The organism is uncultured Mailhella sp. (genome assembly GCF_944324615.1).
In the GTDB taxonomy this organism is placed as follows: domain Bacteria; phylum Desulfobacterota; class Desulfovibrionia; order Desulfovibrionales; family Desulfovibrionaceae; genus Mailhella.
The window spans coordinates 1-14266 of sequence record NZ_CALUWY010000069.1 but is presented as its reverse complement, the minus strand read 5'-3'; the positions used below and the strand labels follow the sequence as shown (position 1 = coordinate 14266).

Annotated in this window: 9 protein-coding genes; 5 read left to right on the top strand and 4 right to left on the bottom strand. The window is 63.1% G+C overall.

Annotated features, from left to right (window positions below):
* Positions 1 to 563 precede the first annotated feature (563 nt).
* Entirely contained in the window at positions 564 to 1514 is a 951-nt protein-coding gene (locus tag Q0K07_RS11375; RefSeq protein ID WP_294559314.1) for a TIGR01212 family radical SAM protein, read from the bottom strand.
* Positions 1515 to 2140: 626 nt separating this feature from the next.
* Between Q0K07_RS11375 and Q0K07_RS11370 the strand changes: the two genes are divergently transcribed.
* The 4 genes from Q0K07_RS11370 to mrdA all read left to right on the top strand — a co-directional run bounded on the left by Q0K07_RS11370 (position 2141) and on the right by mrdA (position 6636).
* On the top strand, positions 2141 to 3181 hold the full coding sequence (locus tag Q0K07_RS11370; RefSeq protein WP_077072955.1) for a rod shape-determining protein: 1041 nt from the start codon (positions 2141 to 2143) through the stop codon (positions 3179 to 3181).
* Positions 3182 to 3453: 272 nt separating this feature from the next.
* On the top strand, positions 3454 to 4377 hold the full coding sequence (mreC, locus tag Q0K07_RS11365; protein WP_294559311.1) for a rod shape-determining protein MreC: 924 nt from the start codon (positions 3454 to 3456) through the stop codon (positions 4375 to 4377).
* A complete protein-coding gene (locus tag Q0K07_RS11360; RefSeq protein WP_294559309.1) occupies positions 4374 to 4850 on the top strand; it encodes a hypothetical protein in 477 nt (158 codons plus the stop codon). Before mreC ends, Q0K07_RS11360 begins: the two co-directional genes overlap by 4 nt.
* Positions 4825 to 6636, top strand: a complete 1812-nt coding sequence (mrdA, locus tag Q0K07_RS11355; protein ID WP_294559307.1) for a penicillin-binding protein 2 — start codon at positions 4825 to 4827, stop codon at positions 6634 to 6636. The genes Q0K07_RS11360 and mrdA overlap by 26 nt, the downstream gene beginning before the upstream one ends.
* Before the next feature lie 950 nt (positions 6637 to 7586).
* On the opposite strand, the gene Q0K07_RS11350 is transcribed toward mrdA, so the two are convergent.
* The 3 genes from Q0K07_RS11350 to Q0K07_RS11340 form a co-directional block, all read right to left on the bottom strand.
* On the bottom strand, positions 7587 to 8783 hold the full coding sequence (locus Q0K07_RS11350; RefSeq protein ID WP_294559305.1) for an MFS transporter: 1197 nt from the start codon (positions 8781 to 8783) through the stop codon (positions 7587 to 7589).
* A 286-nt stretch (positions 8784 to 9069) separates the two neighbouring features.
* Positions 9070 to 10905, bottom strand: coding sequence for a translational GTPase TypA (gene typA / locus Q0K07_RS11345; protein ID WP_294559303.1), 1836 nt, complete (start codon positions 10903 to 10905; stop codon positions 9070 to 9072).
* A gap of 481 nt (positions 10906 to 11386) precedes the next feature.
* Positions 11387 to 12502: a radical SAM protein gene (locus Q0K07_RS11340; protein ID WP_294559301.1), complete on the bottom strand. Its 1116-nt coding sequence runs from the start codon at positions 12500 to 12502 to the stop codon at positions 11387 to 11389.
* Positions 12503 to 13234: 732 nt separating this feature from the next.
* On the opposite strand from Q0K07_RS11340, the gene Q0K07_RS11335 reads away from it, so the two are divergent.
* Positions 13235 to 13903 carry a hypothetical protein gene (locus Q0K07_RS11335; protein WP_294559299.1) on the top strand — a complete coding sequence of 223 codons (669 nt, stop codon included), beginning with the start codon at positions 13235 to 13237 and terminating at the stop codon, positions 13901 to 13903.
* Positions 13904 to 14266: the final 363 nt, after the last annotated feature.

Here is a 14266-nt window from a genome sequence, read left to right as displayed (position 1 = left end):
TTCTGCTTCTGTTGGCGAAGGATAACCGTGTACCAATGCTCTGGGGCCCCCGGCCAGCCTTCAGGCGGCCGGGCCGCGAGGGCCGCGCAGGCGGAATTCACTTCCGCCGTAAGCAAGGCCCGAGTCGTGCAAGCTCCGCACCCTGTACAGCGTGTCCGGAGAGAAAAGGCCTTTGTGTCACACAGGCGCCCAGAGAAGAAAGGAGTATAAGGAAGGAAAATCAGGGCATTATAGGAATATTGCCGGGTGTATACCCGTATTTTTTTTATTCCTTCCTTTATCACTGTTTTCCGCGCAGGCGGAAAACAGTCGGCCTGCGTGAGCGGGTCCGTAAGGACACGCTCACACTGAGGTTGCGGCCGCTCTCCGGTATGCCGGGACTTTCGGCCTGCGGGTTCCGGGCACGGCAGCGAGTCGAAGGAGTGCCTTTGCCTTCCCTTCCCCTTCGGCCCTGCCAATCGAGGGGGTTCGGGGGGAATCATTCCCCCCGGAAACTGCCTTTTCCGGGGTACGGGGCGAAGCCCCGCCTGCCTTTCCTGTCTTTCCTGCGTTTCCTGTCTTTTTCAGGCAAAGGGGTTCTGATCCGGGCAGTTGCAGGCCTTGCCCTGCCACCAGTTGTTGTATTCGAGGACGGCGCGGATGAGGTGGAGGGTACCGCCCTTATCGAGGGCCCAGGAGGGGGAAGCGAGTTCACCGGGGGCGGGGTCGGCGCAGAGGCGGTGGATGACCACGGAGGAAGGGAGGAGGGTGAGGGCACGGGCGGCGAGGGCGGCGTACTGTTCCTGATCGAGGGGGGCGAGGCGGCCTTCCAGGCGCTGGGCGTTCACCACGGTACCCTTGGGGAAGTAGAGGTTGTGGAGCTTGACGCCGCGTATGGGGAGGGTGGCGGCCCAGCGCACGGTCTGGAGGAAGTCCTCATCGGATTCTCCGGGCAGGCCGGCCATGAGGTGCAGGCAGACGGGCACGCCGAAGCCGGCGGCGAGGCGCACGGCGCGTTCGGTATCTTCGGCGCTGTGGTGGCGGTTGATGCGGGCGAGGGTGGCATTGCTGCAGCTCTGCGCGCCGATTTCCAGCCAGAATTCCTGAAAGGGCAGGCGGGCCATGAGGGCCATTTTTTCTTCATCGAGGCAGTCGGGCCTTGTGCCCACGCAGGCGCCGGCGAGGTCGGGCAGGGCGGAAAGCTCGTCCAGCAGGGCGCGCAGGCGGGAGGCGGGTCCGTAAGTATTGGTAAAGGCCTGCAGGTAGCCGAGGAAAAGGCGGGTGTGTCTGGTGCGGGGGGAGCGGCGGAAGCGCTCGCGCCACGCATCCCACTGCTCGCGCAGGCTGAGCGCGGCCTGCCCCGTGCCCGAACCTTCGGCATTGCAGAAGGTGCAGCCGCCTGTGGAAAGGACGCCGTCGCGGTTGGGGCAGGTGGAACCCGCGTCCAGGGGAATTTTCTGCACCTTTTCTCCGAACAGGGCGCGGAGACGGGAATCCAGACTGAGATGGCGGGCAGAGGGGCGTTCGTTCATCATGCTTCCTTATAGACTGAGGGCCGGAGGCTTTGCAGAGGTTCCGCAGGCCACGGCGGGGATTCTGATTGCGGGGCGGGCAGGTTCCGGGACCTGCCGGAGGGCGTTTTCCTGCGGGGATACGCGGGGGATGAGAGTTTGTTGCGGCCGGGGCCTGGGGAACGGGGGATGAAGTCTTTTCCGGGGCCTCTTCAGAAGGGCTTTGCCGTGCCTGCGCGGGCTTTATGAGAAGGGGCGGAGCGCGGTGTACGGCGTTTTCTGCGCCGGGGGGCGTTTTTCCGGCGGCGGGCAGGTTCCGGGGGCCTGCCGGGGGGCGGTACGCTGCTCTCGGCGCAAGGGGCGTTTTTTCCTGTGCGCACCGGGCATTTTCCCGGCGAAACACGGGCCTTTTCCCGGCACGGAGGAGGGGAAGGGCTTCTCCGGGGGAAGGATTTTTGCAGCTCTGCCGGAATTCCGGCGGTCCGCGCCTTTTTCGGCATGAAAAAAGGATTGACAAGAATCGTTTCGAGATAGAGACTTTTTCCCCTCCGGTTCCGCGGCACAGTCCCCGAAGCTGGGGCGGAGCGTATTGACAGCCCGCCTTTTCTATGCCTAGAACCACCCATTCACTCCCTTTATCGGAACACTCCATGGCCAAGATTTTTGATATCATACTCGGCGTTTTTTCCAACGACCTCGCCATCGACCTTGGTACCGCGAATACCTGTGTGTATGTCAAGGGGCAGGGCATCGTTCTGCGCGAACCTTCCGTAGTTGCGGTGAAGAAGGACAATCGCGGCAACAATCAGGTACTCGCCGTGGGCTCGGAAGCCAAGCGCATGCTCGGCCGCGCCCCGGGCAACATCCGTGCCATCCGTCCCATGAAGGACGGCGTCATTGCCGACTTTGAAGTGACGGAAGCCATGCTGCGCTATTTCATTTCCAAGGTGCACAATCAGCGTCGTCTGGTGCGGCCGCGCATCATGATCTGCGTGCCCACGGGCATCACGCAGGTGGAAAAGCGCGCCGTGAAGGAATCGGCCCTGAGCGCCGGCGCGCGCGAGGTCTTCCTCATTGAGGAACCCATGGCTGCGGCCATAGGCGCGAACCTGCCCATTCAGGAACCCACCGCCAACATGGTGGTGGACATCGGCGGCGGCACCACGGAAGTGGCGGTCATTTCCCTTTCCGGCATCGTGTATTCCCGTTCCGTGCGCGTGGGCGGCGACAAGATGGACGAAGCCATCCTGCGCCACGTCAAGCGCAAGTACAACATGCTCATCGGTGAATCCACGGCCGAAGAGATCAAGATTCAGATTGCCTCCGCCTATCCCATGGAAGAGGAGAAGGAAATCGAGGTCAAGGGCCGCGATCTCGTCACCGGCATTCCGCAGACCATCATCATCACTTCCGAAGAAGTGCGGAAGGCCATTGCCGAACAGGTGGACGCCATTGTTCAGGCCGTGCGTCAGGCTCTGGAACAGACGCCTCCGGAACTGGCGGCCGACGTGGTGGAACGCGGCATCGTGCTCACCGGCGGCGGCGCGCTGCTGCGCGGTCTCGATCAGCTTCTGAGGGAAGATACCTCCCTGCCCATCTTCAGCGTGGACGATCCTCTTGCCACCGTGGTCATGGGCACGGGCATTGCTCTCGACAACATGCGCACCATGCGCGAGGTGTGCATCGACTAGTTCTGCGGTTCTTTCCGCCGTTTTCCGTTTGCTGCCGCCTCTTTCGTCCTTCGGAAGAGGCGGCTTTCGGAAAGCGCGGAAATCCCGGCGCGCGCCGGGGTGATGCGCAGTCTTTTTTCTGCGGAAAGGTGTTCTCCCTTCTTCCGGGGCACCTTTTTCTTCTGCGGAAGTCTTTCTGCCGGGCGGCCTTTTCCCTGTGCCGCGCGGTCTTCCCGTGATCCGGCACGGCTCTGCCGGAACGTAACGCCTTTTCCTTCCGGGGAGGTCCTGCCATGCTGCCCCGCCGAGTCATCCTTCTCATCATATGCACGCTGCTGCTGTTTCTCGGCATTTATACCTGGAACCAGCGCACCGGCCAGTGGGACAGGCTGTGCGCCGCCGTGGGTCTGGAATTCACGGGCGGCATCATGCGCGGCTTCGCCACTGTGGAAGACAACGTGCTCGGCGCCTGGCACAACTATGTGGATCTGCGCCATGTGCGCGAGGAGAACAAGGAGCTGAAAGAGCGGCTCCGCATCCTTGAGCAGCGCCTTGCAGGCACGCGCGAGGGCATGGCCGAGCTTGAGCGCCTGCGCCGTCTCATGCACCTGGAATACCCCGCCTCCTGGCAGGCCCGCGCAAGCCGCGTGCTGGCCTGGCGCATGGGCCCCAACGCCGCCCTTGCCACGGTCATGCTTTCCAGCGGCTACATGAACGGCGCTTCTCCCGGCACGCCCGTCACCTCCTGGGAAGGCGTGGTGGGCCGTATCCTGAAGGCCGGGCCGAGCACCTCCGTGGCGCTGCTGCTCACCGATACCGGTTCCCGCGTGGCCGTCATCACCTCCGAAGGCAGGGTGCAGGGCATTCTTGCCGGGGGCGGGCCGGGCCTGCCCCTGGAACTGCGCTTCGTGCGCCAGAATGCTCCGGTGCGCGTGGGCGAGCTGCTCGTCACCTCGGGCGTGGATTCCTGCTTCCCCAAGGGCATACCCGTGGCCCGCGTCACGGCCATATCCACAGGCGGAGCCTCCCGTTCCGGCGCGTCCGTGCTGGAAATTCAGGCCGAGCCTCTGGTGGACTTTCACAGGCTGGAAGAAGTGTTTCTGCTCCAGCGTCCCGCCGATTCCATCACCCCGGAAAGCGACGCCGTGTACACCCGCCGCACGCCTCTTCTGGAAAAGCCGGAAGAACCCGCACCGGAGGCGGAGGCGCGGCGATGAGCTGGATCAATGTCGGCTGGTGGCTCTGCTATGCCTTTGCGGGCATCACGCTGCAGGCCCTCATGCCCGGGCTGGATTTTCTGCTGCCCGGCTTCATTCTTGCCCTTCAGGAGCGCCGCTATCCCCAGATTCTGGCCGTGGGCGCGTGCTTCGTGCTCCTTCAGGAGGGCATGGGAAGCATGGCCTTCGGCGGCACCCTGCTGTGGTACGCCCTTGCGGCCATTGCCTTCCATGTGGGCTGCGGGCTTCTGCAGGGCACGGGCTTTCTTTTCGTCACGCTTTTCGGCATACTGCTTTCCTGTGCGCACTATGTTGTGTTTGCGCTGCTGACCACGCTTCAGGATATTCCGTGGGAGCCGTCCCTGCTGTTTGACGAATGCGTTTTTCAGGCCCTGTTCACCCCCTGGGTGTGGGTGGTGGCCGCCGTGCTGCGCAGGAGGGCGCTCCATGAAGATAGAAACCAGCAACGATGAATATCAGCCGCCGCGAAGCGGTCTTCTGCTTCTGCAGTGCTGCATCGTGCTGCTCTTTGCGCTGTTCTGCGCCCGCTTCTGGTACCTGCAGATTCACCGCGGAGCCGACTATGTGCGCATGGCCCAGGAAAACCGCCTGCGCGATGAAGGCATCTTTGCCCCGCGCGGCGAAATCTACGACGCTTCCGGCGAACTCGTGGCCGAAAACCGCACCGCCTACGGGCTTTCCCTGGTGCGGGAATACTGTCCCGACATCCCGGCCGCCCTCGCTCAGGTGAGCGCCTGGACCGGCGTGCCCCTGGACCGGCTTCAGGCCCGCTACGAACAGGACAGGAGCAAGGGCCGCAGTTTCGACCCCATCCTGCTGCTTACCGACATGCCCTTCGAGCAGGTGGCCCCCATTGAGGCGGAACTCTACAAATGGCCCGGCCTGCGCGTGGTGACCCATTCCCGGCGCTACTATCCCGAAGGCGAGGCCTTCTCCCATATTCTCGGCTATGTGGCCGAAGCCAGTGAAAAGGAACTGGCCGACGACCCGGATCTGTCCCTCGGCGACATGGTGGGCCGTCAGGGCCTCGAAAGCGTGCTCGAACGCCGCCTGCGCGGTCAGAAGGGCCTGTACCGCCTGGAAGTGGACGTGCTCGGCCGCCCCCTGAGCCGTACCCTCATTGAATCGCCGCACATGGGCCAGAACGTGACCCTTTCCATCGACTCGCGTCTTCAGCACGCCGTCATGGAGGCCATGGGCGATTATTCCGGCAGCGTCGTGGTCATGGATCCCGATTCCGGCAAGCTCCTCGCCCTCGTCACCCGCCCCGCCTACGACAACAATATCTTCATCGGCGGCCTGTCCGCCCGCGACTGGAACGCCCTGCGCAGCGATCCCCGCTTCCCCCTGCAGAACCGCGCCATCCAGAGCGCCTATCCCGCAGGTTCGGTGTGGAAGCTCATGATGGTGGGCATGCTCCTCGAACATGGCATCTCCCCCCAGGAAAAGGTGTTCTGCCCCGGACATTTCAAGCTCGGCAACCATACCTTCCGCTGCTGGAGAGCCGGCGGTCACGGCGCCGTGGATATGGAACACTCCCTTATCTATTCCTGCGACGTGTACTTCTACAGCATGGCCGTGAAACTGGGCATCAACAATATGGAGGCCTTTGCCCGTGCCTGCGGCTACGGCCGCGAAACCGGCATCGACCTGCCCTATGAAACCACGGGCCTCGTCCCTTCCCGCGCATGGAAGAAACGCCGCTTCGGGGAGTCCTGGCAGCAGGGCGATACCGTCAACGCCTCCATCGGACAGGGCCATGTCCTCGTCACTCCGCTCCAGACCGCCGTGTTCCTCTCTTCCATCATCAACGGCGGCTACCTGCTCAAGCCCCAGCTCATTGCCGACGCCCCGCGTGAGGTCACCGGCCGCAGCCCCATTTCCGACGCCCACCGCGCCTGGATCAAGAACGCCATGGTGCAGACCGTGGAAGCCCCCGGCGCTACCGCCAAGGTGCTCAAACGCGCAGATATGAAAATCGGCGGTAAAACCGGTACCGCCCAGGTGGTCAAGATCAAAATGGACGGCAACCGCCGCCTCAAGAGCGCAGAAATGGAATTCCGCCAGCGTGACCATGCCTGGATCGGCTCCTGGGGCGAAAAGGACGGAAGGCGCGTCGTCGTCGTGACCATGATCGAACACGGCGGCGGTGGCGGCGCTGTCGCAGGCCCCGTCACCCGCGCCGTCTACAACATCCTCTTCCCCCCCGAAGCTCCGGAAAAGGCCAAACGAAAGTAGCTCCCGGCCCCGCCCCGTATGAGGGCCGGAGCGCTCCGCCCGGAACCATGGCCTGAAGCTTCTCTCCCCGGAAAACGCAGGAAAGGCAGAAGAGAGAAAGGCAGGAAGAGAGGAAAGGCAGGAAAGGCACGCGGGGCCCGCCCCGCACCCCGGAAAAGGCACCGGGGCTCCGCCCCAGACCCCGCCGGGGGGAATGATTTCCCCCGGACCCCCTCAGTTTGCGGAGGAAAGTCGTGTATCAACGCTCTGGGGCACCCGGCCAGCCTTCAGGCGGCCGGGCCGCCGGGCATAAGTAGCCGGAATTTACTTCCGGCGTTAAATGCCTGAGCGGCGTGCAAGCCTCGCGCCCTGTACAGTGTGTCCAGCGCTGACGGGCGCTTGTGGTACCCGGGCGAGGGCAAGGTCATCCCCCCGGACCCCCTCAGTTTGCAGTGCAGGGGCTTTCCTGGCGCAAAGGCTCTCCTTCGACTCGCTGCTGTGCCCGGAACCCGCAGGCAGAAAGGCCCGGCATACCGGACTGCGGCGGCTACCTCAGTGTGAACGTGTCCTTACGGACCCGCTCACGCAGGCCGACTCCGTCCCGGCATTCGCCGGGCCGTCGTGTCAAAGGAAAGGATTTCAAGACAAGGGGCGTTGAGAGAGGACTTTTGCCTTATTCGGCTCCCGCCTTTGGAAAAAGCGTGGCTCAACGCACCGTTTTTCCTTTCGTTTGCGGAGGATAACCGTGTATCAACGCCTTATTCTGCTTCTGTTGGCGAAGGAAAGCCGTGTATCAACGCTCTGGGGCACCCGGCCAGCCTTCAGGCGGCCGGGCCGGTGGCTGTGAATAGCCGCGATTCACTCGCGGCGTTAAAGGAAACAGCCACCGTGCAAGCCCCGCACCCTGTACAGTGTGTCCTGAGCAGACGGGCGCTTGTGGTACCCGGGCGAGGGCAAGATAAGGGGCGTTTTCAGATATCGGTATGGGCGTGTTCGAGCCTGTGGGCATAGGCGAAGGAGAGGGTGGCCGCGAGGGTGACGACGCAGGCAAGCAATGTACCTGCACCGAACACGCCGGAGAAGCTCCAGAACTGATAGAACAGGCCGAAGAGCAGGGGCGCGCAGAACTGCCCTATGCGGAACGTGGTGGAATACGCAGACATGATGGATCCGCGGGTATCGGCCGTGGAAGTCAGGGAAACATGGCCTGCGCAGCAGGCGTTCAGCATACCTGCGCCCGTGCCCACGAGCAGCAGGCCGGGCAGGGCCTCCCATGCAGTGGAGCAGAAAAAAAGCAGCAGCATGGAAACGGCGACCTGCGCTCCTCCGGCAAAGCCGATGACTTTGGGCGGCAGCGCGCGCATGCACATGGGCGAGAAGAGCGCGCCGAAGAACATGCCTGCCGCGTATACGGCAAAGAGCAGTGAACCCTGCTGAGGGGGAAGGTGCAGTTTTTCTTCCGCCAGCAGGGAAATATGGGGGTAAATGGCCCCGAAAAGAATAAGCGCCGCGCCCAGGCGCACGGAAAACAGCGAAAGCACCCGCGGCGAGGCAAGAATGCTTTTGATGTGCGCGGCATACAGCGCAAGGCTTACGGAACGCGAAGGCCTGTAGGGCAGGCGCATGGGCAGGCAGAACAGAAGCGCCCCGAAGCACAGCGCCGCGGCGGCAAGCAGGCTGAGCCGCCAGCTTCCCAGCGTGAGCAGCCACGACACCATAAGCGGCGTAACCGCAATGCTGAAATATTGCATGGCCGTTGCCTTGGTCACAAAGCGCATCCGCGCTTCCCCTTCGTACAGGTCGCTGATGAGCGTGTTGCACATGGCCTCCAGCGGCGTAAGGGAAAGCCCCTGAAGCGCGCGCCCCGCAAGCAGCCAGGAAAAGCCCGGCGCCGCATAGCACAACAGCGAACCCGCCCCGCACAGCGCAAGCCCTGCCAGAAGCAGCGGCCGGCGGCCGATGCGGTCGCTCAAAACCCCGTATAAGGGAATAACCCCTATCCCCGGCAACGCATAGACCGAAATGATCAGCCCCGTTTCCAGCGCCGAAAGCTCAAATTCCCGCATGATGAACGGCAGACTCGGCAGCACCACAGGGTTCCCTATGGCACAGACAAAGGCCAGAAGATAAATAAGCGTGTTCTGCGCCCTTGTGCTGCATTCCTTCATCGTACCCACCCCGCGGAAACCTGCCCCGTACGTCACCGTACGCAGCGTATTTTTGCCACCATACCGGCCTTTCCCCCTTCGGGCAACCCTGCATGCTCCTCAAAACAGAACCCCGAAGGCAGAAAAGGCACAAAACGAGGAAACGCAGGAAGAGAGGAAAGGCAGGCCCCGCCTGCCTTTCCTGCCTTTTCTCTCTTCTCGTCCTGCGTTTCCTGCGTTTTCTGTCTTCCGGGAGGGGGGACGGGCAAAAAAAATCCCCGGGGGGGGACCCCGGGGAAGGAATCAGTTAGACGCGCTTGCGTCCGCCGCCCATGCGGTAGCGTTCAGCGCAGGAGAGGACGGCCTTTCTGAGGCGGAGGGAGTGGGGGGTGACTTCCAGGACTTCGTCTTCACGCATGAAGTTGAGGCACTGTTCCAGGGACATGGGGCGCACGGGGGTAAGGATGATATTTTCATCGTGACCGGCGGCGCGCAGGTTGGTCAGTTTCTTTTCCTTGGTAGCGTTGACGTCGATATCGTTGTCACGGCTGTGTTCGCCCACGATCATGCCTTCATAGACCGGGTCACCGGGCACGACGAAGAGGCGTCCGCGCGGTTCGAGGTTGTAGAGGGCGTAGGCAACGGCGTTGCCCGCGCGGTCGGCGATGAGGGAGCCGGTCATACGGGTGAGGAAGTCGCCGCGGTAGGGTTCGTAGCCGCTGAAGTTGGAGTTCATGATACCGGTACCCTTGGTATCGGTGAGGAACTCGTCGCGGTAGCCGATGAGTCCGCGCGCGGGCACGGAGAAGGTGAGGCGCACGCGGCCGGTGCCGTTGTTCACGCAGTTGGTCATGCGGCCCTTGCGGAAATTGAGCTTTTCGGTAACCACGCCCATGTAGATTTCGTCGCAGTCGATGGCGACATCTTCAATGGGTTCGTACTTTTCGCCGTTGATTTCCTTGAAGATCACTTCGGGCCTGCCCACGGTGAGCTCGAAGCCTTCGCGGCGCATGGTTTCCACAATGATGGCCATCTGGAATTCACCGCGGCCCTTGACGAGGAAGGCGTCGCGGTCTTCGGTGTCTTCCACACGGATGGACACGTTGCGCAGGGCTTCGCGGTCCAGGCGTTCACGGATCTTTCTGGCCTGCACGATCTTGCCTTCGCGTCCGGCCAGGGGCGAGGTGTTGATGCCGAAGCGCATGGACACGGTGGGGTCGTCCACCTTGATGCGGGGCAGCGGAGAAGGATCGGCCGCCGTGCAGATGGTGTCGCCGATGGTCACATCTTCAATACCGGCCATGACCACAATGTCGCCGGCGTCCACTTCGTCCACGTCCACCATGTTCTTGCCCTGGTACACCTGGAAGCGCGTGGCGCGCAGAGGACGGGGCTTGCCGTCTTCGCCTATGCACACAAGCGCGTCCTTGGTGTGGGCATGACCGTTGCGGATGCGGCCCACGGCCAGACGGCCCAGATAGTCGGAATAGTCAAGGTCGGCCACCAGCATGTGGAACGGCTCTTCCGGATCATACGCAGGCGCGGGAATGTATTTCAGAATCGCGTCGAACAGCGGAGAAAGATCCTTGCGCTCGTCGTTCAGGTTGTTCATGGCCACGGCGTCGCGGCCGATGGCGTACAGCACCGGAAATTCCAGCTGGTTCTCGTTGGCGTCGAGGTCAATGAACAGATCGTACACTTCGTTGAGCACTTCTTCAGGACGGGCGTCCTTGCGGTCGATCTTGTTCAGCACCACAATCACCGGAAGCTCAAGACCCAGCGCCTTCTTCAGCACGAAACGTGTCTGCGGCAGAGGCCCTTCCGAAGCGTCCACCAGAAGAATCACGCCGTCCACCATGGAAAGCGCGCGCTCCACTTCGCCGCCGAAGTCCGCGTGACCGGGAGTGTCCAGTATGTTGATGCGTACACCCTTCCACCCTACGGCGCAGTTCTTGGCGGAAATGGTAATGCCGCGTTCGCGTTCCAGTTCCATGCTGTCCATAAGACGGTCGTCCACCACCTGGTCGGCGCGGAACATGCCGCTCTGTTTGAAAAGCCCGTCCACCAGCGTGGTCTTGCCGTGGTCAACGTGGGCTATGATGGCTATGTTGCGGAGAGATTCATTACGGGCGAGAGAACTCACGTTCGCTTCCTCATGGGTTAAAACTTTGCTTGGAAAACCTGCACCGCGCGGATCGCTGCGCCCGCGCGCCGTGCCGCTCCGACCGCGCGTCCTTGCCGCGTATCGACCGGAACCGGGGTCGTATCCGGCCCCGCGGAAAAAACGGCCCCTCAAAAAGGCCGTGCGTGCTCTGAGAAACAACGAAGTATAAATAAATAAAGAAGGCAGATATTGCAAGCTCTACCCCCACCCCCTCCCCCGGACGCGGAACAACCTCCCCCCCCCATGCCGGAAAACCGGAAAAAGACCCGGCCGGAATCCCACGGAAACGGCAGAAAGAGAGAAAACGCAGGAAAGACGGAAGAGAGGAAAGGCACGCGGGGCCTGCCCCGCACCCCGGTGCCTTTCCCGGGGTACGGGGCGAAGCCCCGCCTGCCTTTTCTGTCTTTCCTGCGTTTTCTGCCTTTCCTCTTCTTCCTCTTCTCTTTTGTGTTGTCCGGGATCAGGGGCAGGAGATGATGCCTTCGGACCAGAGGCAGGCGCCGCAGGAAGGGGCGGGGTTACCGTAGCAGTCGGGGAGGGAGAGTTCCCAGTTATCGCACTGGGAGCAGCGGCAGCAGGGGGAGAACTCGAAGGCGCGGACATTCTGGCGGAAGGCGGCGTATTCCGGGGAGCGCCAGAGGCGGTCGAGGGGCTGGGAGCGGACATTACCGAAGAAGAGGTGTTGATTGAGGCGGGTTTTTCCTTCCCAGTAGAGGCGGGAGGAGCGCAGGAGGGCCATGCAGGGGCTGAGCATACCGTCGTGACGGACGAAGGCCATGCCTTCTTCCACGAAGCGGCAGCGGCGGGCGGGTCGGCGGAGCCGGGAGCCGGAGAGGAAGATTTCGCACATGCCTGCGCTCAGGAGGGAGGCCACGGCCTCGGGCACGCCGGGGCGTGTCCAGTCCATGAGGGGCAGATGGATGCGCGGGGCGGCGGGGGGAACATGGTCGCCGCCGAAATCGCTCTGCAGCACGTTATGGTAGAGCACCTCGTGTGCGGCGCTTTCGCTGGTAGGGATGAGGTGGGAAACATTCACCTCGTTCACATGGTAGTAGGAGGCGAAGAAGGGCAGGTCGGCCAGGGAGCGTACATTGCTCTTCATGAGCACGAAGGCCACGCCGAGCCGGACCTCGCGTTCCAGGCGGAAGCGGAGCTGGTTGAAGGCAAGAATATGCTTTTTGAGCACGGCAAGGCTGCCGTTGCAGCGTATGGCGGCGTAATCCGCCTCTTCCAGCGAGTCCACGGAAAGCCAGAGCATGTCCAGGCCCGCGTCGAGCAGGGCGGCGGAGCGCTCTTCGGTGAGCAGGGAACCGTTGCTCACCAGTTCGGTACGCAGACCGGCGGCAGAGGCCGCGCGCACCATATCCGTGATGTGCGGATGAAAGAGCGGCTCCCCCATGCCCCCGAAAAACAGGGTTTCCACCCCCGGCGGCAGGTGCGCAAGCACCGCGCGGAAGGTGGCTTCGTCCATGTCGCCCGCCTCCTCGTCCACCCAGCTCTTGCGGAAGCACATGGCGCAGTTCAGGTTGCAGCGTGAGGTGGGTTCCAGATACAGGCGCCTGAGTTCGTCAGCCATGAAGCTCCCCCGGCCCGGCAGACGCCGGAAAAAAGATGAAAACTGCCTCCCCGTGAGACAAGCTCCCGGAAAAGCCCCCGTATGGGAAAGGGCCCGGCTTCCCGTGCCGGGAAAAGCCCCCCGTGGCAGGCGGGAGACCTCGCGGCACACGCGCCGCAGAAGGCCTGCGCTTTGTGCGGCCGGATCTTCGGCGCGCGTCTCCAGGGTATTTTGAAACCGTGTGATTTCAAAAGATATTTTTCTGAGAGTACACCCATATCCGCCCCCATGTCCAGAAGGGGGCGGAAAAAAGGCCTGTTTCATTATTCGCCGTGTTCTGCGGCCTGCGGAACCGGGAAGGCGCGTGGCGGCGGAGCCGGCTTTGCGGGGGAGGAAGCGCCTCTCTGAGCGGCCCCCATGGAGCATACAGGCGGAGCCGCCCGGACGACTCGCGGGGGAGGGGAAGGGGAGAGGGGCGGGCACGGGGCGGCAGGGCAGGACGGCCGCGCGTTCCGCCCTCTGCATCAGACCTGCCGCACAGGGGGAATGTTCCCCGGCAGGTACATGCCGAAGACCTGCCGCACGGGGTTGGGGAAAGGCGCCGGTGTGTGCGGGATGCCGGCCTGCCCCGTGCGCCGCAACAGCGGGGGAAGATTCCGTCCGGAGCGGCCTTTCAGAGCAAGGCAGGGCTTTTGCGGCAGGGCGTTTTCCTCTATCATGGAGGCAGCGCATACCGTGAAAAGGAAGAGAGCGATGAGAAAACACATCCGGCTGCTGGTGATGCTGATGGTCATCACTGTATGGGGTGCGGCCCTGCAGGCAAGGGCGGCGGAAATTTCCGACATCCATCTGCATGACGGCTGGGCCGCCCTGGTGCTTTCCACCGGGAAGGAAGACGCGGTGCGCCTGTGCACGGGGAAGGATAACCTCCTGCTTGTGCTGGACCTGTACCCCTCATCTTCGGGAAAGAGCGTGGGCGGGTTCCGGATGACACTTCTGGAGCCGGCCGCAGGTTCCATAAGCACGGAGGCGAAGGCGTTTTTTCCCATGACCATGAAAGGGCGCATCCATGTGGATGGCGGCACGGTGCGCCCTGCGCGCCTTCACTACACGCTGGAAGGGCAGGTGGCGGCAGCCCGCATAGAGATGGATATTTCCCGGGCATTTCTGCGGGAGGCGGAAAAAAGTTCCCTGCTCAGAATGGACATCGGCAGGGATGAGCGGCATTTCTTTCCCGTGGAGTTTTCCCTCAGGGGCTTTGCCGCGGCGCACAGGCAGGCCATGAGCCTTGTGACCAAGGTGCGGCCGCGCCGTCTCGGGCAGAAGGAAGCCTTCGGGGAAGAGGAATTTGCTTCCCTCATCATCAGCCGTTCATGGGAAAAAAAGGCGCGCCGGGATCTCCCCCGGAACACGGCAAGGTGAGCCTCAGGCCGCGCTTTTCCTGATCCGCGCCCGTTTTCCCCCGGCGTTGTCCCCACGCCCCGCCGTGCGCTTTTCCGCGTGCGTTTTCTGCCTGCGGCCTGTGTTTCTCCATCCCCGGAGCGCGGCCGCTCCTTTCCCGCGCCCTGTGCTTCTGCCTCCTGAACCGGGGCAGAGGGGAGCTTTTTGCCGCGCCCGGCCCGCACCGCCCATGCCGCAGGGCGTCTTGCCCCGCGCCTTTGCCCGGGCGGCCCTGCGTGCGGCAGGGAAAGCCCGCGTCGTTTCTGCGGCGGAATCCGGGGCGGCGAACCCCGCGCGGCCCCTCTGCCGTGTTTTTCTTTGGTATTCCCCACGCCCCGCCGTGCG